Below are 18,976 nucleotides of genomic sequence, written 5' to 3'. Positions count from 1 at the left end.
TCGCTTCATAATCGAATTCGCTGGTCATCGTCGGCTCCCTCCCCCCGGGCGTCTCTATGGTTTGGACGATAGCCCGAAGCGACGGGTTTGGATGTGCGCTGGCGCACTTGCGGCGCATCGGCAATCCATCGAGAGGCTGCAAAGCCAATAGCAAAAGGCCGCCCGCATCATGCAGGCGGCCCTACCCTTGGGCATAGTAGCTTGAGAAGCTAATCACGGATCGACGCAGTAGCAGGCCGCGCTGCCATCAAAATTATTGAAGCCCTCAGGAGCCGCAGAGGCCGTGGTAGCGAAGCTGATGCTTAGGGTCAGAGCAAAGGCGGCGATGATGGTGGTCAGCTTGGTCATGGTCGGCTCCCACTTGGTTTTCTTTACTTTCGATGGTCCAACGGTAGCGGAAGGCGCTCCGGTTGTAGGTGCGACGGCGCACGTCTGGTGCGCGCGCCCAGGAGGTGGGTATCAAGCCTGCCGCTTGAGCCGCTCTTTCTTGGCAATCGTTTTCTCGACCTGATTCTGAAGGTCAGTCAGGCTCTCTGGCTGATTTTGGAGGGCGTCAAGGCTCAGCAAGGTCTTTTCGAGCATCAAAACCGGAAGGTTTGCGAAGTCTTCTTTGTGGGTCGCCAGATAGAAGCACAGGGCCTCGCGCAGAACGTGCTGCATCCTCGCCGTTGAGTTTTGCCCAGCGGCTTTTAACGCCTCCCATTCGTCGGAAGTGAAGGCGACCGGGAATTCAGCCATCTCCTGCCGCCAGGGCGCTAATTTCTTGGGCCTACCCACGTTACTCTCCCTTGCATCGCGGTTCTTAGCTTGCTGATAGAACTCTCCAACTCTGGCAATAGCAGCGTGACCCGGTCGTTTTGTGGCCTCGGCTTATCGAATGAATGGGCTTTTCGTGGTTCCTGACCGCCTTTCGGCGGCCTCTGCAATGCGCTCATACCACCGCGGTCGTCTCCTCCTACCTCAGCCCGGCCCCTGGCCATTCCGGCCGGGCTTCTTTAGGGACGAGTCGAATGGACCGGCCCGAAACGCTCCTTTAAGAAATTGAGCGTCGCATGGTCCTGCAACGTCAGGCGCGCTGCTCCTTCCTATGCCGCCGCATTCGTAGAGGGTGTTTCCACGCTTGGCGTTGCACCGACACCCAACGCCGCCACCAATCGCTCGGACCGGCAGCTAGTGTTGCGGCACCCATGTTGAGCTTAGGGAGGGCGCGCGATGCCCGAACAGCCACGCGAAAAACTGCAGAAGTTGCTCGCGGCCCTCTACAGCGCCATTGCTCGCAAGAGGGTGACGCCAGAGGAGATCGCGGAAATAAGGGCGAGGTTGTCAGTCAAGCCGCACGGGCCGCGCCGCAGGCGTTCCTTTTAAGAATCACTAGAAAGGCGCGACGACCTCTTACCGTTAACCGATTGTTAACCATTCGAGCCTTGCATGCCCGTGCAGCGTCGGGCGCACGCCCCAAGCACGCTGGGGCTCCGAAAATTCCGGTGGCGAGACAACCCGTCGCTGCACCAAGCTTTACATTCCTCGGATCGAAGCGCCTTTCGCGCGGCGCGCTGGCCACAATAGTTTCAGCGATGACCAACTGGAACGCTGAAAGCGCTGGGGGTGTTCTTTGGGGAGATTGCTCAGTTCGTGCGGGTTGTCCGCGAGCGGTCCGTCAAATGACCTTTACCCTGGCTTGCGGGTCTTGGCGCCTTAAGGGGCAGCTTAGGATCGAAACTGTCTTGCGCCGTTGGTCTCGATTGGCGCACAACTCAACGGTTTTTGCACTACTCTGGAGCGACATCCAGTTCGCTACGAAGCCAGTCTCGGCGAGCGACGTGCTCCGCTCGAATCTGCTCAAACAGCCCCAGCAAAGCTCTTACTCAGCGGAGTCATGACCGTACCACTCCAGCTTCAGTATGAGGGTTTTTTGCTGCTCAACATGGCGCGCGCCGAGAGCAAGGCGCTTCGGACTCGGCCAAATGCTGCTCAAGCATCGCCCGCGCCAATTGCTGCGAGGGGCCCCCGCGACCGGACGTTCACTCTCGTCGATCGCGGCCGTGCCGCTTTGAAACCGACGCCGGTTATCGATGGGGGCGAGTGAGAAGCCCTGGAGTAAGTCGGACAGCAGAGGCACGCACTCCCTCGGTGAAGTGAGTCCAGACGAAGGCGACGCCGAAAGGCAAGCCTTCATGACGAAGCTTTCCCAACTAGCGGCCCCTGAAAAGCGAGCAAATGGTCGATGACCGCATCCGGCCTGTCGAGCGGCAGGAAGTGCCCACCGTCCTCGACGGTCGCCATTTTTGCGCCGGGCGCGATCTGACGATCATGTTCGCGTTCGTCTGGCCTCGACCAGTCGCGACCACCCCAGAGCAGCAGCACGGGAATCTTGATGTTCGAATAGGCCTTCGTCGCCGTCTCCCAACTCTCAGCGTTGCGGAGCAGACTGAGGAAGGCGCGATAATGACCGGGTCGGTTGCCGACCAGGTACATCTCCTTCAACAGCTCCGGCCGAATATGCCGCGGGTCGGCAACGCCGCCGTCGAGCACCGATTTCATGATGAAGAACTGGCGCAGGCGCATCACTGTGTCGCCGAGGATCGGCAAATCCGCCAAGGTAACGAAAAGGCGCGCGAGAAAGGAGCTGCGCGCCATTCCGCGTCCCGTGGCGTAATCATAAGGATTGATCGCCACGACGCGTGAAACCCGCGGATTGTTGCGCGCCGCGAGAATAAGCGCGATCGAGGCGCCGATCGAAACGCCAGCGAGCGTCACCTCGCGCAGATCCAAGGCTTCGAGAAAGCTCTCGATCGTCTCAACGAAATAATTCGCGTCGTATTTCGCCGGCGGTATGTCGGAATAGCCGTGGCCGGGATAATCAACCGCATACACGGTGAAACTCTTCGCGAGTTCGGGGATGACCTTCCCGAAGAGGTCGAGTTGCGTCCTCAGCGTGTGCAAAAGAACCAGCGCAGGGCCTTCGCCCGTCTTGATGTAGCGAAGGCGGACGCCGTGAAGGCTGACATATCGGATCGGGATGTCGGGCGCCCAGGAGACGCGCTCCGGTGTTGGCGGGACAGGCCGCATCGCCTCGACCAGGAATGAAAGGAGCACCATCGCTGCCGCCACGCCAACGAAACCGACGAGGCCGAAGATCACAACATTTAACATGGCGTCCTCCTATGACTCGACGACGAGGTCGCTCTCGGCGAGCGCTTGGCAAGCGAGAATGTAGCCGCGGGCCTTCTCTCCCTGCGTCAGGGAGTCCTCGACCGGCATACGCACCTTGCCCGAGAGCAGCTTGACGCGGCAGGCGCCGCATGTGCCCGATCGACAGGCATTGTCGATAAAGACATGCGACTTGTCGGCGACGTCGAGAATGGTGTCATTCTCGGCGATCGGGGCCGAGACCTGCGACATCTGAAAGGTGACGCGCCCGACGGTCCTTCCGGCCGAAGCCGCCTTGTGGGTTGGATCGCGCGTCTCGGTTCCGAACGCTTCCTTCTTGATCCGCTCGGCAGGCACGCCGAGATCGAGCAGTGCGGCCGTGACGGCGCTCATCATCGCGAGAGGGCCGCAGAGATGGACGCGCTGCGCGGCGATATTCGGAACCGCCGAGGCGAGGAATGCCTTGTCGATGCGGCCCCGGGCCCCCGTCCACTCTTCGACGTTGGGATCGCTCATCGTGGCCGCGACCCGCAGGCGGCTGTTGCGCGCTTGCAGCGCCGCGATTTCCTCCTGGAACGGGTAATCGTGCGGGCTGCGGAAGCCTAGGAGCAGATGGATGTCGCCCGGCCAATTTGTGTCAGTGAGATAGCGCGTCACGCTCATCAGCGGCGTCAAGCCGACGCCGCCGCCGATCAGGACGATGCTTTGTTCCTCCTCGCCCGTGAAAGTGAAGGTTCCGTTCGGAGCCATGACTTCGAGGAGGTCGCCCGGCGTGACCGCGTCATGGAGCCACCGTGAAACGAGGCCATTCGTTTCCCGTTTCACCGTGATCTCGATAGAGTCCCGACAAGTCGGCGAAGACGCGATGGTGTAGGAGCGCCTGGTTGGAATGCCGAAAGGCTCGATTGCGAATGTCAGGAACTGCCCTGGCAGGAATTCGAAAGGAATCCTTCCTCCCACCGGTTCGACGAGTCGGAAGGTTTTGATGTTTTGCGCAACCTCGGTGATCTCGGCCAATCGAAGGGAGCCCGCCCATTTGATTTTTCCGGTCGCCGGGTCGTTTTGGCGATAGGGAGCCGCTTTCGGCCGCAGCTTTGACGCCACCGGAGGGACGGGCGTCGCATCATGGCGAACCGCGGGGCTCGGGAAGCATCTACCGAAAGCGAGAAGGAGCTTGGGCGAGCCGCCGACGCGGATTTTTCTTCGCAGCAGCGCCCACACCAAACTGTGCTCCCTCGCCAGAAAGCCGAGCCAGGTCAGGCTATCCGCGGTGACCCGAAGGTCGGCAGAGCCGACGTGCCCCTCGCGGACGCGGATAACGCCATCGTGAATAACAATCGTCGCCTTGCGCTGCTCGGCGCCGGTGAATTCGAAATGATAGGTTGCGCGCAGGTCGCGCGCCTGGTTGGGCTGAAACGCGACAGGCAAGAGTTGCAGCATCGCGTCGATGCTCCGCGGTCGTAACGCGTTGCCGACGGTCTTGACGGTCTTGTTCTTCCATCTCTTCTTGGCGTACGCCTCGGCGTCCGAGCCTTTTACGACATAAACGGGTTCTTCTTTCTCTTGGAGCGGCTTGAGGATTTCCTGAATGTGGCGCGCGCGATCCGCCAGATACGTCCCGATGACGTCTTCGCCGGCGGGACACACCGCCATGCAATAGGCCGCCTTGTAGTTCGCCCCATGGGAGAGGCTCTGCCACATCGAGGCGGTTTCGGGTTCGCTCATGCGGCTGCGATAGTCGAGCGCGTTCTTGCTGTCCGCGATCTGCTCGACCCAATCGGTGAAGCCCCCCATGAATTCGCGATAGTTGTGGGTAAAGCAGGCCGAAAAATTGAACCCTCCGTCGGGGGCGATGGCTCCAACTGGACAGGCCGTCACGCACAGCCGACACTCCAGACAAGGATTGTAGTCAATGGGCGCGTCGTACTCGGTGGCGTCCGCCCCGATCAGCACGGTTCCTAACAGGATGAAGTTGCCAAACTTAGGGTGAATCAAATTTCGGTGGACGCCCATGTGGCCGAGCCCGGCAGCGATGGCGACGAGCTTGTGGGATACGATCCATATGGCGCTAGGAAACTGATACATCTCCATAGGAAAGCCCATCGCCGGGCTGACGGCGCGAATGCCTTTCGCCTCGAGCCGCTGCACCACCCGACGACCAACCTCGTCAACCTCGAGTCCCGAATGGTGAAACTCGATGTTGGCGACAGAGCGCGCCGCGCTGCGGATCGGCTCCCGGTTCATGCGGACGACGAAACCCAGCAGTGTCCTGGTCCAAGGATAGAGATGCAGAATCCCGTCCCTCTGGGAGTCGAGCGCGGGCCGCTTGATCTCCACCAAGCCGACGTCATCGGCGCCGCAGTCGCGGGCCAGTTGGCGGAGCCAAGCGGCGTCGATCCCGCCCTTCTCGTTCTCGATCCGAGCGTCGGCAATGGCGCGCATACGCTTGACGGTCGGATGGTCCTCGATGTTCATGGCGTTATCCTCGCGAAATTGCGGTCGGCATAACTTGATGGCCGCTACTAGCGACCATCGAATGCAGGCTCGACGTCCGTCATTTGCAGGTCGATTTGCTCGCGCGAAGAAGCGTGCGCATGGACGTCGTCCGCCGTTGGTTTGATCCGGAACCACGTGGCGTAGAGCGCAGGAAGGAACAGCAGGATCAGCACCGTGCCGACCGCCGTGCCGCCAATCAGCGTATAAGCCATCGATCCCCAGAAGACGGAGTGCGTGAGGGGGATGAAGGCCAGCACGGCGGCAAGCGCGGTCAGGACCACGGGCCTCGTGCGTTGCACCGTGGCTTCGATGACCGCGTGATAGTCGTCGAGGCCGGCGGCGCGGTTCTCCTTGATTTGCTCGGTCAGGATCAGCGTGTTGCGCATCAGGATGCCAGCCAGTCCGATCAGGCCGAGAATGGCGTTGAATCCGAAGGGCTGGTTGAAGGCGAGCAACATAGGCACGACGCCGACGAGACCGAGCGGCGCCGTCAACATGACCATGCCCATTGTCGAGAAGGATCGCACCTGGAGCATGATGACGATCAGCATGGCGGCGATCATGGCCGGGAAGATCTTGACCAGCGCGACATTGGCCTTGGTCGCCTCCTCGATCGAACCGCCTGTATCGATACGGTAGCCGGACGGAAGGGACGCGATCAGCGGCTGAAGGGCCGTCATGATCTCTTTGGAGACTTCTGGGGGCTGGGTCGCCTCATTGACGTCAGAGCGGATCGTGATAGCGGGTGTGCGATCGCGGCGCTTCAGGATCGGCTCTTCCAGACGGACTTCCGAATGCCCGATCTGGTCGAGCGGAATTTGGCGGCCGTCCCGGCTCATTAGCGAGAAATCCGCCAGACGCGTTGGGTCCAAACGCTCGCCGCCCGCGCTGCGCGCCACGATGGGAACATTGCGGATGTCCTCGCGGACCTGCGTGACGGCGATGCCGGTGAGGAGGAATTGGAGCTGCTGGCCCACCTCCGCTGGCGAGAGGCCGATGAGGTTCAGCCGATCCTGATCCGGGATGAAGCGAAGCACGGGCGTGCGATTGCCCCAATCGCGGTTCGCTTGCCGCACGTCGGGCACGTCGCGCATGTTATCGAGCGCTTTTTCGGAGATATCGTACAATTGCGAGGGATCAGGCCCCATCACCCGAAACTCGACCGGGAAGGGCGTGTAGGGTCCGAACACGAGCTGCGTGACGCGCACATAGGCCTCCGGCGTCAGCCCCTGTGACACCGCTGCTCGGAGCCGACGCTTCAGCGCCTCGCGCGCCTCCGCATCCGGGGTCAGCACGACGATCTTGGCGAAGGCAGGATCTGGCAGTTCCGGCGACATCGCAAAGAAGAAGCGAGGAGCGCCCTGACCGACATAGCTCGTGACGATCTTGGCCTCGGGCTGGCTCGTCAGCCAATGTTCGAGCTTCTCGACCGCGGCTGTCGTCGTCTCAATGCTGGCGCCTTCCGGCAGGCGAACCTCGACCAGCACTTCGGGGCGATCGGATGTCGGGAAGAACTGCTGTTTGAGCGCGCCCATGCCGGCGCCACATAGCGCGAAGGCGATGCCGACGACGCCGCAGGTTACGAACTTGTGGCGCACGGCGAATGCGATGAGCCGCCGCAGACGCTGGTAGTTCGGTGTGTCGTAGATCGCCTGGGAGCCGCCTTGGATTGGTTTGAACGCTGGCAGCATCTTGACGCCGAGATAGGGCGTGAAGACCACCGCGACGATCCAGGAAACAATAAGGGCGAACCCCACGACCCAGAAGATGTTGCCGGCATATTCGCCGGCCGACGAGCGCGCAAAGCCCACCGGCAGGAATCCGGCGATCGTCACGAGCGTGCCGGACAGCATCGGCGCCGCAGTGTGGCTCCACGCATAGGCCGCCGCCTTGATGCGGTCCATGCCCTCTTCCATTTTCACCACCATCACTTCGATGGCGATGATGGCGTCATCGACGAGAAGGCCGAGCGCCAGGATGAGGGCGCCGAGCGTGATGCGGTCGAAGAAGCGGCCGGTTTCCAGCATGATCAGGAACACGACGGCGAGCGTCAGAGGCACGGCGGCCGCCACGACGATGCCGACGCGCCAGCCGAGGCTGACGAGGCTCACCAGCAGCACCACGCCGAGCGCCATCGCGAACTTCATCATGAATTCGTCAACCGCCGAGGTGATGTTGACCGCCTGGTCGCTGACCTTGGCGAGCGTCATCCCGAGCGGCAGGGTCTGTGCGATGGCTGCGGACCTCTCCTCCAGCGCCTTGCCGAGCGCGAGACCATCCCAGCCCTCCTGCATAACCGCCGCGAGCATGATGGTGGGCTCGCCCTGGTGTCGGATGAGGTAGGTGGGAGGGTCCTCATAGCCGCGGCGGACCTCGGCGACGTCGGAGAGCTTCAGCGTGTGCCCCGCAGCCACGATTGGCGTGTCGGCGATCGCCTCGGCGCTGTCATAGGCCCCGTCGATCCGAATGAAGAGCTGCGGCCCCTTTGTGTCGATCGAGCCTGCCGGCGTGACGGTGTTTTGCCTCTGCAAGGCGGCGACAATATCCTGTGCCGACACGCCGAGGGTCGCCAGTTTGGCGTAGGAAAACTCAACAAATATCTGTTCGGGACGTTCGCCGAGGATATTGATCTTCTTGACGCCGGGCACGTGCAGGAGATCCTGGCGAATGATCTCGGCTTGCCTCGCGAGCTCCCGCATCGGCATGCCCTTCGCCTTGAGGGCATAGAGGCCGAAGCTCACGTCCGAATACTCGTCATTGACGAAAGGGCCAAGCACGCTGGACGGCAGCTTACGGGCTTCATCCCCGAGCTTTTTACGGGCCTGGTAGAACTCCTCCTGCACGACTGACGGCGGCGTGCTGTCCTTCAGCGTGACCGTCATATAGGCATAACCTGGCCGTGTGGTCGTCTCCACGCGGTCGTACCAGGTCAGCTCCTGAATCCGCTTCTCTAACGGTTCGGCGACGAGGTCCTGCATCTCGCGCGCCGTCGCGCCCGGCCATACCGTCGTCACCGTCAGGGTCTTGATGGTGAAGGAGGGGTCCTCCGCCCGCCCGAGCATGAAAAAGGCGTAGGCGCCCGCGGCCGCCAGCAGGAGGATGAAGAAGAGGGTGACCGCCCGTTCGCGAACGGCGATCGCGGAAAGATTGAAGTTCATTGGGCGCCCCTGCTTTCAGACGCAGTCCTGACGCGCGCGCCGTCTTGCAACAGATGCGCGCCGAGCGAAACAACCGGGTCGCCAGAGCTCAGTCCGGAGATCACGGCGGTTTCGCTGGCCACACGCACAAGCTTGACGGGCCGAAAGTGGACGGTCGAGGTGGCGCTGTCGAAGGCCCAAACGCCGGTCTTCCGGCCGTCATCGAGCACGGCTCCGAGCGGCACTTGGACTTCCGGCCCACTCGCCTTGCTCGGCAATCGAATGGTCACCGTGGCGCCGAGGGGCGCCGCCGAAGCCGCGCCGTCGAGCACGTAGCGCGCTTCGTAAGTGCGGGTCCGACCATCGGCGGAATCCGACAGTTGCCGCAGATGCGCGGCATAGCGGCGCCCATCGCCCCCATACACGCTGGCCTCGGCCGCCGAGCCGATCGCCGGTCGGATCGTTTCCGGAAGCGCGACCACCGCTTCGCGAGGACCGGCTTGTGCAAGCCGAACCACTGTCTGGCCGGCGGACACGACCTGTCCCGGTTCGCCGAGCGTTTCCATCACCGTTCCATCGGCGTCCGCCACCAGCACGGAATAGGCCGCCTCATTCTCCGAGACCCGCGCCTCGGCTTCGGCGGCCGCGAGTTGCGCCTTGGCCGAATCCGATGCGGCTTTCGCCTGCTCGTAGCGCTGCCGGGTAACCCATCCTTCGCTTAGCAATTTGGCGTATCGTCGCTCATCCGGGACCAGCTGGGTGACGGAGGCGCGGGCCGCTGCGACGGCGTTACGCTTCGCGGTGAGCGCATGGCGTAGGTCGGTTTCGTCGATCCTTAACAGCGGTTGACCTGCTTTGACCTGCTGCCCGGCATTCACAAGCCGCTCCACGATCTTACCGGCGACGCGAAAGCCGAGATCGCACTGCACCCTCGCCCCTATGACGCCCGTGAAGCCGCGTTCGGATCCGGTCACTCGCGTAGCCGTCGCAAGTCTGACGATCGGACGCTCCAGCCTCGGGTCGTTCATTGCGGAGGCTTCCTTCGTGCGCATGAAAACTGTGGCGAGCGCGACCGCCGCAGACACCGTGAGAAGGCCCCCCAGCACAACAGCGGGTCTCTTTTTCATGGCCGTCTCCTCTAACAAAGATTTAGATTGCGCTCGAACTCTATCTCGGATAGATTTCGAACGCAATCTAAAAAAGGAGGTCGGGGATGCGGGTCAGTCGCACTCAGGCAGCGGAAAACCGCGAGACGGTAATCAATGTGGCAAGTCGTCTCTTTCGGGAGCGCGGCTTTGATGGCATCGGCCTTAAGGATCTGATGAAAGGCGCCGGGCTGACCCAAGGCGGCTTTTACAAGCAGTTCGCGTCAAAGGAGGACTTGGCCGCACAGGCGTCCAGGCGAGCCTTGGAGAGCGCCTTCAACCGATGGTCGGCCGCGATTGCGGCCAAACCCGAGGATCCGCTTGGCGCGGTGATGGCGTTCTACCTCAGCATGGGCCATCGCCAAGAAAAAAAGGACGGCTGCCCACTCGTGGCGCTCGCCTCAGACGCCGCCAGACAGGGCGGTGAGGTGAGAGCGTCATTCGAAGCCGGCATCAAGGCGCATCTCGAAGTCCTTGGCCGCTTGATTGCCGAAACCCATGACTCGGAGGCCAAGGGCAAGGCCATGGCCGTTCTCTCGATGATGGTTGGCGCGGTGACGCTATCGCGCGCCGTCAACGACCCCGACCTCGCTCAGGCCTTTCTGGATGCGGCAGCCAAACAGATTCGTGAAGTCGTCGCCGCTTGAATTGATGGAGCCACGTTTTCCCCATTAGCCTTCTTCACCTGCGGAGATAGGAGGGCGAGGCCGCTATACCCGAACAGGTTGAAAGACCGATTGTCTGCTCCCGCCGGGGCAGTACCATGGGGTGGATTTGGCGACCAGGAGCGCGCGATCTCCCAACGCCAGCTTAGTAGTTTCCACAGTTCTCGGGCCTTGAAGTTGAAGTTATCGTGAATTCAAATAGGCCCATAGAAAAAACCAATCACGGCCTTTATGGGTGGAAACATGCGCGACTTCGATTTCGGCCGTGTTCGAAATCCGATCAGAACAAATCGAGCTAACAGGTTACTTAGCTCGTACCGCCTCAACACGGATCGCGACTGTTTCGAAGTCAGAGATATGATTCTCGAAGACATTCGCCGGTTCTCTGAATTGGGCGCGGAAGCCTACGTTGCTGATTTAATGGAAGCGCTTTTCCAATTTGATGATGAGGAGTTCGAGGCTGCTCGCCCGAAAGCAGCTCACCGTAGCTTAAGCCCCGAAGCGCTTAAGGTTGCGATTTAGTCTCCTTGCGGGAACGCAAGGTGCGCCTTGGGTCAAAAGCGGCCACGCGCCGTGGAGAACTTGGCCCATAGCGCATCCTTCCAGTCCTTGGATGAGATTGCACTATCAAACCCTGGGATCAAATATCTAGGCGCGCCTTACAAGCCTGCAGAGTAGACCGGCTACATCTTGTTATTTGGTGGTCGCCCTATATCCCCAGGGACAAGTTGGAGCCAAAAACATGAGCACTACCGACAGCTTAGACCCAGATGCACCCGAGGGCATGGGCCTTTTCCTGCACGCAATGGCCGACCTGATCGAGGCCCGCCCCGGCCAGATTCTCCGCCGTGATGATGTCGTCTCCTTAATCGCGAAGCATATTGATGCGCCAAGTGAACGTGCGCGATGGGAAAGGGCGCAGGAAATCTATGGGAGTTGCTCAAAATATGTTTCCAGTAACGTTGTTGCGGGACCGACAAAGGCCCCGCCAGAGCCGCCAAAGGCTGCATGACCCTGAGAACGTTCTTCGTATCGCTCGACGGCACTGGGGTCGTTGCCCCCGATGTCTGGCTTATCCTCCAAGATTGAGCGACCAACGAGAGTTTCGAATAGGATCGCGGCATCATCTGTGTCGAACGACGCCAAACGGACGCCGACCTCGAGTAGCCGAAGCCCATCTTTGATGACATGCGCGCCCGCTTGGCGCAGCCCCCCTCGACGAGAAGGACGGCAGATCGAGATGACGGGGGAAAGGGGGGGAAGATAGCGATGAGCTTATGGTTGACATATCATCGCGCAAAAATCAAACGATAGAGGCTAAGATGTGCAGAGTCCTCTATCGTTTTGCCGGTGGCCTACTTCGGCGACAGCGCCGGCTCCCGTTCGGCCGCTGCCAGAAAGGCGTGCAGGATGGCCACGACCTGAGCCCCCTCGCCAACCGCGGCCGCGACCCGTTTGACCGAACCTGAGCGGACGTCGCCTATGGCGAAGACGCCTCGGCGACTGGTCTCCAACGGTTCGCGCGTGTCGCCTGCGGCGGCGCCGGTCAGCACAAAGCCTTTTGCATCCAAGGCCACGCCCGATCCGGACAACCAGTCCGTGTTCGGGTCTGCTCCAACAAAGAGAAACAGATGACGAATTGGCCTGCGTACCTCTTCCGTTGACCCGCGGCTACGCCAGCGCACGGCTTTCAGCAGGCCTCCTTCGCCTTCTAGACCGCTGACCTCGGTCTGTGTCGCCACCTCCACGTTCGAAAGGCCGCCGATGCGGTCAATCAGATAGCGCGACATACTCGCCTCGAGATCTTCCCCGCGCGCCAAGATCCATACCTTCGCTGCTTGGCTTGCGAGATACACTGCCCCCTGTCCCGCCGAATTTCCAGCGCCCACGATCGCGACCTCCTGGCCGGCGCAGAGCTTCCCCTCGAGGGGCGATGCCCAGTAATGCACACTCGCCCCCTCAAAGAGGCCTAAGTCTTCGATAGCCGGACGTCTGTAACGGGCGCCGCTGGCGATTACGACGGATCGTGCTTTGGCATATTCATTATCTGATAGCTTCAAGACGAAGCTGCGATCTGCGCCGACGCCATTCGTTGTCGCAAGGCCAGTCACTTCGTTTGGAATCGCCATCTCGGCCCCAAACTTCTGCGCCTGGCTGTAGGCGCGCGCCATAAGGGCCATGCCGGAGATGCCCGTGGGAAACCCGAGGTAGTTCTCGATTCGAGCTGAGGCGCCCGCTTGTCCGCCAAACGCCTGGCAGTCGATGACAAGTATGGAGAGCCCTTCGGAGGCCGCATAGACTGCGGCAGCGAGGCCCGCAGGCCCCGCCCCCACGACCGCCACGTCATAAACGCGATGAGGATCAATCGGCCTGAGAAGGCCGATGCAGCGGGCGAGCTCTGTTTCACTGGGATTACGCAAGAGCTGCCCGCCCGGGCAGAGCACAATCGGCGCCTCATTGGGGCTGATGTGAAAGCGTTCGACCAACGCCTTCGCCTCTAAATCCGTGGCGGGATTCAACCGTTGAAACGGGTGACCATTGCGTGAGAGAAAGCCTTCGAGCCTAAGCACGTCGGCGTTCTCCGCGGGGCTTATGATCACAGGGCCTCCCGCCCCAGTCTCAAGCAGGCCGACGCGACGCAGGATCAACGCGCGCATAATCCTTTCGCCGAGTTCAGCTTCGGCCACAAGTAAAGCCCGTAACTGATCCGGCGGGATGACCAAGGCCTCAACCGAATCTTGTGCGTGCGCGTCGATAAGACTTGGCCGTCCGGCGAGCTGAGCTAATTCGCCCATGAACCCTCCGGGTCCATGGGTGACGATCAACTGGCGGCGACCGGTTTCGTCGTGTTGGGTAATATCGACCTTGCCCGCTAGAATGATGGTCAATCCATGGCCCGCTTCGCCCACTTTCGCCAGCGCCGAGCCCGCCTCATAGGTGCGGATCTCACCAAACCGTCGCAGCCGCTCGATCTCCGCCGGCGCTAGGCGGGGGAACATTTGATCGCTTCGGGTCGCGATGATTGATTGAGCCGGAGCAGGCATTGCTTAAACTCCTTGGCGACCGAGGGGGAGGTACCCTGTCTAACGCATGCTCCCGAGGGCCTTGTCGCTGCGCAGGCCTGGCGCCAGCGCGCTGAGGGCCTCGAGGTCGAGCGCTTACGCGAAAGCAAGAGCGGCCCATTGCGCGCGGCCTTGGTTAGCACTCGCGTGAACACCTCACGCTAAACTAGATATGAGGACAGAGGGTTGCCATGCGGACACGACACTGGGGATAAGAGCCGCCGAAATCAGCGCCGCACTCTCCGACTTGGAGTTGGCCTATCGAGAGGCCGGTGGACAGAAAGCGAAGGGTCCAGGTGCGCTTACAGCCGAGCAGGAGATGCAAAGGCGTTAGAACACAGCTCCGAGTTCAAGGAATCCGTAAGCCGGTTGTCGGCTACGAATTAATCCAGACGCCCGCTCGGCGAGCGTGGACGTGCTCGTGCGCCTGCGAAAGCCGCTTGGAGGTCCCAAATAGTCAGCTATCAAGGCGGATGTGCTGGAGGTTATCAGAGTAGCGCGCGAACGTCGCCATTTTGACCAATTTTTTCTAAAGAATGAGCCCCTGCCCAATGCGCAGCTGAGCAGCAGGTCGTTCCTGAAGCGCGCAGCCTGATCCCAGCTAACTTCGTATCCTTCGAACCGGCCTCTGATGAAGAAAAAGATCGAGGGCGGTCCAAGAAAGGGGGCAAAAATGTTTCCAGCGCGCCGATTCGCTGCATCTTTGCATATTGCATCCGCATTTTTTGCCCTCGTTTTTTCGCTGTCGGAGGCCCAGGCCCGAGATTCGTCCAGCGCCTGCGAAGAAGTTACTGAGATTGCAGTCCTGGCGTCGCCGATGGCGCCGTGGAAGGGCGCGCCTTTGCGCGTCGTCGTCGCCGCAGAAAAGCCGCTCGACGGCGAGCTCTTGTTGATTGCGCCTGATGGAAGCGTCGCAGCGAAATCGCGCGAACGGCGCGGCGGACCGCCGTATGTCTGGTTCGCCGAGGCTGGGTCGCCCGCCGTCGGCACGTGGCATGCGACGCTCGCGCTCGACGCCGCCTCGTCCCCTTGCGGCGGGATCACCAAGGAAATCGCCGTGAGCTCGAGCAAGTCGCCCGCACCGCACGCGGCGGAAGGCAGCGTCTGGGGGCTACGCAACACATGGAACCGCGAGACCGAAAATTTGTATTCGGCCTGGATCGCCAAGCTTTTTGACGCGCCGCTCGAGGCGGAGCCGTCATGGAAGGCGTGGCACGAAGTGCTACGCGATCCGTCGCGCAATGTCCTATTCAATTATCTCGGGCTCGACGAAGACAGAGTCTCGCTATCGGTCCGCCCCGACTGCGCCGACTTCCTCTACTTCTTGCGCGCCTATTTCGCCTTCAAAATGGGGCTGCCGTTCGCCTATTCGAATTGCTCGCGCGGCGGTGGCGGGCCGGCGCGATGCAATGAATGGTTCGACATTCTGCATCCCCAAGTGACCCGCCCCGCGCGGCCGCCGGAGCAAGCTGCGGCCTCCGCCGTCGCTTTGCCGGCCCCCACTCAAGCAGCGGCTCCTCCTTCGAATTTCTTGCAGCAGCTATTTTCACAGCCTAAGCCGGTCCAACAGGCTCAGCCGGCGGCGCCTGCTAAGCCGGTCGCCGCCGCAAAACCGCCTGTCCAGAAGCATCTGGGATTGGTCGGAGGGTTTGGTGACTATTTGCGGACCGTGGGCGACGTCGTCCATTCCGGTTCGGTGCGAACAGCGGCGCACAGCGACAAGACCGACTTTTACACCATCCCGCTGACGCAGGAGGCGCTGCGTCCCGGCACAGTCTACGCCGATCCCTACGGGCATGTGCTAATGCTGGTGCAACGCGTTCCGCAGACGTCGGACGCTGCGGGCGTCTTTCTTGCCGTGGATGCCGAGCCAGATGGCACCGTCACCCGCAAGCGCTTCTGGCGCGGCAATTTCCTGTTCGCGCACGATCCTTCGCTCGGCAGCCCCGGATTCAAGCATTTCCGGCCGATCGTGCGCGAGAAGAACGGCGCGTTGCGAGCGCTCACCAATGGCGAAATCACCAAGAGTCCAGAGTACGGCGATTTTTCGCTGGAGCAATCGCAGCTTAGGGAAGAGGATTTCTACGATCGCATGGATGAGGTGATGTCGCCTGAGCCGCTCGATCCGATGCACGCGATGATGGGGGTCATCAGGGCGCTCGAAGAGCAGTTGAAGACGCGCGTGACGGCCGTCGAAAATGGCCGAAAGTTCCAGAACGGCGGGCGCGGTGAGGCGTCGATGCCGGAAGGTTCAGCCATCTTCCAGACCAACGGCGCGTGGGAGGATTTCTCGACGCCCGCGCGCGATCTCCGCCTGCTGATTGCGATCGACGTGGTGCGCGGATATCCCGACCACGTAGCGCGGCGCAGCGAGCGCTACGCGATACCTTATGGCAGGAGTCCGGCGGAGGTGAAGGCCGAATTGCAAAGCGCGCTGGCGAGCGAGCTCGCGGTCCGCAAGTTTTCCTATGCGCGCAGCGACGGATCCGCCTGGACGCTCTCGCTTAAAGACGTCATCGACCGCGCGACGGACCTCGAGATGGGCTACAACCCCAACGACTGCGTCGAACTGCGATGGGGGGCGCCGGACGGGACCGCCGAGGCGGCGACGTGCAGGCGGCACGCTTCGGCCGCGCAGCACGCGAAGATGACGGAGTATCGCTCCTGGTTCCGCGAACGCCACTGGCCGCACGCTTAGCGCGAGAGGGACATCAAAGCAAAAGCCAGGGATTCTCGGTTGTGAGCGAGCTGTCGCTCCTACCAACCTGCCCGTGACGATCGCCGACCCTTGCGCGAAATCAGCATTTTGGCGTTATGCCCTTCGCGGCGGTGGCGGTGCCCTTCAAGCTCACTTCCATCAATCGGCCGAAGACAGGGAGCTTCTTGCTCGCCTTCTTGAACTCCTTGGAACGCCTTCTTCTCGGCCATCTGCATCCCAGCCGCCCTCGCCTTCAATCTAAATCAATGAATCCTGAGCCTAAAACACCGACCGACAGGATCCTTTGGATGTGCTCCCGCGCTGCTGCGTGATCAGGAGATCTCCTCTGCCCCCTACTCTCGCAGTGATTTTGTCTTGCCATGGCAAGTTGAAAGGCCCTAATTCCGCTGCCCTCGCTCCACTGATGCGGATCGATCCATTCCGAGACCGGCGCGCTGACCCCCAAAGGTGCATTGTTAGCCCTTGCACTACGCCGTTCTTCCTGACCTCGAAAACTTCACCTCGATCCTTATCGACGCACCAGATGGGAAGCTTCAACCCTCCCAGCATCTCATCGCTTCTGGACACTTGCCGCACGATATCAATGGGACGGACTACCGTGGCCAAATCTGCTTTCGGCCGACTCGAGCTCGGGCTTACGCTCGGCGGAACGACGTCGATTCTTGCCCAATCCTGAGTTCGGCCCTTATCGTCCGTGATAGTGGTTACGCTTGTTACGCTGACCAAGGTCTTCTCTTTCAATAAGGCGGGCTCGCTTGCCCAGTCCGCGGGCGCTGGACGGACTTTAACGTCCCTGTTCGATCTCAATACATCGCCGACGGCGATAGAGCCATTCTTCCCGACAGGAAAGACTCTCTCAAAAAAAGGCAAAGAAGTGTTTGTACCATGTAACGGTACCCATGCCGCAGCAACCGCGAGAATTTGTTCCCCGCCTAGATCACCACGCGCTTGAATTGGTGTGGATACGGTCGCAGAACTCGCGGCCCAAGCCTTCAAATCTTGAACCTTCTCGTCGAATGGCGAACCTGGCCCAGTGTATGTTAGAACCACGGCAGGAGTAATCGCAGATTGGCTGGTAAATGAGTTTTTATCCCAACTGATAGCCCACTGATTATCTTTCGTATAAATTTGGTCGGATCCTAGGGTTGCCTTAACAGCTTCCTGGCCGGACACCTCGACCTTCTTTATCCATGACCCAACTTGTGTTCGCTCGGGGATAGTGATCGTCGTGTCGACCTTGGGGTGCCCAGATTCGTCCATGAGGACGTTGCCATCGGCGTCGCGCTGCAACTTCGGCAAAACTATCGAGCATTTGGTTCCAACCGCAGACATGCAATAGGCATCGGCCTTCGCCACAGCTGGATCAACGTATTCTTTGGTGACATACGACTGCCCGGACTGAACGACAACCATTCCTCCCGACTTCAGAAAGGCCTCACGAACGGCGACGTCGTCCCCTCCAGCTGCGGCGACGGCTAGTCCGCCCATCGCGCCCGTGGCGAGAGATTTTCTTGCGACATCACCTACAGTCCCGGTCGGCATTGCCGAGGTGTTGGCGTAGCCGGCGCTCGTCACTCCAGTTATGATACCAACTCGCAGCGCCATTTCAAGGTCGTTCGTTTCCCTATATGCGTACCAAGCCGCATAGGCTGCAGCACCTGCTGGTCCGCCGTAGAAAGACGCGGCGGCTTGTCCTGCTGCATTGATGAGTTGGCTTTCCTGAGCGGCTTTGGCTGCGCCTTCCTCGGTATTCTTTAGGCGGTCTGTGCCGAGGTGCCACACCGCGTCAACGACCTTGCCCTCGCGAGCGCGCTTTTCGAAATCTGACAAGCCATCTTTCATGCCTTGAATCTCGTGCTCGACGAATCTGGCTGCAGCTTTACCTGCATCGACTATATCGTTTGCACCCTTCACGGCGTTCCAAGCGACATCGTCCACGGCTTTCTTGGCATTTTTAACGATATCATCGAGAGCCTTCTTCCCCGTGTTAAGGGTGTCGTCTACCGCTTTCCGACCGGCGTTCGCTGTATCTTCGAATGCTTTTTCCCCAGTCTTAGCCACATCATCTATGGCCTTTTTTCCCGTATTCGCTGTGTCGTCGATGGCCTTTTTTCCTGTGTCAACAGTGTCATCGATCGCCTTCTTAGAGCTCTCGACGACGTTGCAAGCAACATCCCATGGTCCTCCGCAGGACCTCGCTGAGCTGTGCGTAAGAACGGCGAGGAGAAAGGCGACTGACCCGCCTCTGATCAGCGACCAACGTCTGTTCGCCATGGCTCATCCCCAAGTGCTAATTAAATATGGCGCGTCACGAGTTTCGATTATAGACGCTCTTCAGAACTTAGGCTGCCTTAAACTGTTTGAAAAGCACCCTGTGCTGCCTACACATGACCCCATGTTGAGCCCGTCCCGAGCGTTTTCGGCAGCACGCAATCTCCTCTCAAGTAGATGCTCTGCAGGTCGCGCTCGTCTGACAACCCCTTGTTGCAATTCTCAGTTTGGACAAGATTAGGCTCAGGACCTCTACAATCGCTTCAATCCGCGGGAGGCGGCTTGGCGTTTTCGACCGCATCTTCGCTGCGCTCGCAGCAGACGGGCCTAA

General features: G+C 60.7%; 12 protein-coding genes. 4 read left to right on the top strand and 8 right to left on the bottom strand.

The genetic code is table 11. From position 1 onward, the window contains the following. Positions 1 to 213: 213 nt before the first annotated feature. The 6 genes from ACETII_RS12175 to ACETII_RS12150 form a co-directional block, all read right to left on the bottom strand. Positions 214 to 348, bottom strand: a complete 135-nt coding sequence (locus ACETII_RS12175; protein WP_472785650.1) for a hypothetical protein — start codon at positions 346 to 348, stop codon at positions 214 to 216. A 111-nt stretch (positions 349 to 459) separates the two neighbouring features. Beyond that, positions 460 to 738: a hypothetical protein gene (locus tag ACETII_RS12170; protein ID WP_472785649.1), complete on the bottom strand. Its 279-nt coding sequence runs from the start codon at positions 736 to 738 to the stop codon at positions 460 to 462. A gap of 1,434 nt (positions 739 to 2,172) precedes the next feature. Next, positions 2,173 to 3,153, bottom strand: coding sequence for an alpha/beta fold hydrolase (locus tag ACETII_RS12165; protein ID WP_472785648.1), 981 nt, complete (start codon positions 3,151 to 3,153; stop codon positions 2,173 to 2,175). A 9-nt stretch (positions 3,154 to 3,162) separates the two neighbouring features. Next, positions 3,163 to 5,781 carry a 2Fe-2S iron-sulfur cluster-binding protein gene (locus ACETII_RS12160; protein WP_472785647.1) on the bottom strand — a complete coding sequence of 873 codons (2,619 nt, stop codon included), beginning with the start codon at positions 5,779 to 5,781 and terminating at the stop codon, positions 3,163 to 3,165. After that, positions 5,673 to 8,804, bottom strand: a complete 3,132-nt coding sequence (locus ACETII_RS12155; protein ID WP_472785646.1) for an efflux RND transporter permease subunit — start codon at positions 8,802 to 8,804, stop codon at positions 5,673 to 5,675. The genes ACETII_RS12160 and ACETII_RS12155 overlap by 109 nt, the downstream gene beginning before the upstream one ends. Next, positions 8,801 to 9,910, bottom strand: a complete 1,110-nt coding sequence (locus ACETII_RS12150) for an efflux RND transporter periplasmic adaptor subunit (RefSeq protein ID WP_472785645.1) — start codon at positions 9,908 to 9,910, stop codon at positions 8,801 to 8,803. The genes ACETII_RS12155 and ACETII_RS12150 overlap by 4 nt, the downstream gene beginning before the upstream one ends. Before the next feature lie 86 nt (positions 9,911 to 9,996). Between ACETII_RS12150 and ACETII_RS12145 the strand changes: the two genes are divergently transcribed. From ACETII_RS12145 to ACETII_RS12135, 3 genes are all read left to right on the top strand, one after another. Continuing rightward, the gene (locus ACETII_RS12145) at positions 9,997 to 10,575 is read left to right on the top strand and encodes a TetR/AcrR family transcriptional regulator (protein WP_472785644.1); all 579 of its coding nucleotides are present in this window, start codon (positions 9,997 to 9,999) and stop codon (positions 10,573 to 10,575) included. Positions 10,576 to 10,950: 375 nt separating this feature from the next. Further along, positions 10,951 to 11,115 carry a hypothetical protein gene (locus ACETII_RS12140; protein ID WP_472785643.1) on the top strand — a complete coding sequence of 55 codons (165 nt, stop codon included), beginning with the start codon at positions 10,951 to 10,953 and terminating at the stop codon, positions 11,113 to 11,115. A 220-nt stretch (positions 11,116 to 11,335) separates the two neighbouring features. Further along, positions 11,336 to 11,605 carry a hypothetical protein gene (locus ACETII_RS12135; RefSeq protein ID WP_472785642.1) on the top strand — a complete coding sequence of 90 codons (270 nt, stop codon included), beginning with the start codon at positions 11,336 to 11,338 and terminating at the stop codon, positions 11,603 to 11,605. Between the two features lie 343 nt (positions 11,606 to 11,948). Here the strand turns inward: ACETII_RS12135 and ACETII_RS12130 are convergent, their stop codons facing one another. Then, positions 11,949 to 13,637, bottom strand: coding sequence for an FAD-dependent oxidoreductase (locus ACETII_RS12130; protein ID WP_472785641.1), 1,689 nt, complete (start codon positions 13,635 to 13,637; stop codon positions 11,949 to 11,951). Between the two features lie 691 nt (positions 13,638 to 14,328). Here ACETII_RS12130 and ACETII_RS12125 point away from each other — a divergent pair. Further along, the gene (locus ACETII_RS12125; protein ID WP_472785640.1) at positions 14,329 to 16,353 is read left to right on the top strand and encodes a hypothetical protein; all 2,025 of its coding nucleotides are present in this window, start codon (positions 14,329 to 14,331) and stop codon (positions 16,351 to 16,353) included. A gap of 279 nt (positions 16,354 to 16,632) precedes the next feature. Here the strand turns inward: ACETII_RS12125 and ACETII_RS12120 are convergent, their stop codons facing one another. Next, positions 16,633 to 18,648: a hypothetical protein gene (locus ACETII_RS12120; RefSeq protein ID WP_472785639.1), complete on the bottom strand. Its 2,016-nt coding sequence runs from the start codon at positions 18,646 to 18,648 to the stop codon at positions 16,633 to 16,635. Positions 18,649 to 18,976: the final 328 nt, after the last annotated feature.

The sequence above is a fragment of the Methylocystis sp. NC52PC genome, from assembly GCF_055698645.1.
The sequence above is the reverse complement of the archived record's forward strand: the minus strand, read 5'-3'. Positions and strand labels throughout refer to the sequence as shown.

Bases quoted from the DNA above. Each gene is read 5' to 3' on its own strand.
- ACETII_RS12170 (WP_472785649.1), bottom strand. From the start codon at position 738: ATGGCTGAATTCCCGGTCGCCTTCACTTCCGACGAATGGGAGGCGTTA.
- ACETII_RS12150 (WP_472785645.1), bottom strand. From the start codon at position 9,910: ATGAAAAAGAGACCCGCTGTTGTGCTGGGGGGCCTTCTCACGGTGTCT.
- ACETII_RS12135 (WP_472785642.1), top strand. From the start codon at position 11,336: ATGAGCACTACCGACAGCTTAGACCCAGATGCACCCGAGGGCATGGGC.
- ACETII_RS12165 (WP_472785648.1), bottom strand. From the start codon at position 3,153: ATGTTAAATGTTGTGATCTTCGGCCTCGTCGGTTTCGTTGGCGTGGCG.
- ACETII_RS12155 (WP_472785646.1), bottom strand. From the start codon at position 8,804: ATGAACTTCAATCTTTCCGCGATCGCCGTTCGCGAACGGGCGGTCACC.
- ACETII_RS12130 (WP_472785641.1), bottom strand. From the start codon at position 13,637: ATGCCTGCTCCGGCTCAATCAATCATCGCGACCCGAAGCGATCAAATG.
- ACETII_RS12145 (WP_472785644.1), top strand. From the start codon at position 9,997: ATGCGGGTCAGTCGCACTCAGGCAGCGGAAAACCGCGAGACGGTAATC.
- ACETII_RS12175 (WP_472785650.1), bottom strand. From the start codon at position 348: ATGACCAAGCTGACCACCATCATCGCCGCCTTTGCTCTGACCCTAAGC.
- ACETII_RS12120 (WP_472785639.1), bottom strand. From the start codon at position 18,648: ATGGCGAACAGACGTTGGTCGCTGATCAGAGGCGGGTCAGTCGCCTTT.
- ACETII_RS12125 (WP_472785640.1), top strand. From the start codon at position 14,329: ATGTTTCCAGCGCGCCGATTCGCTGCATCTTTGCATATTGCATCCGCA.
- ACETII_RS12140 (WP_472785643.1), top strand. From the start codon at position 10,951: ATGATTCTCGAAGACATTCGCCGGTTCTCTGAATTGGGCGCGGAAGCC.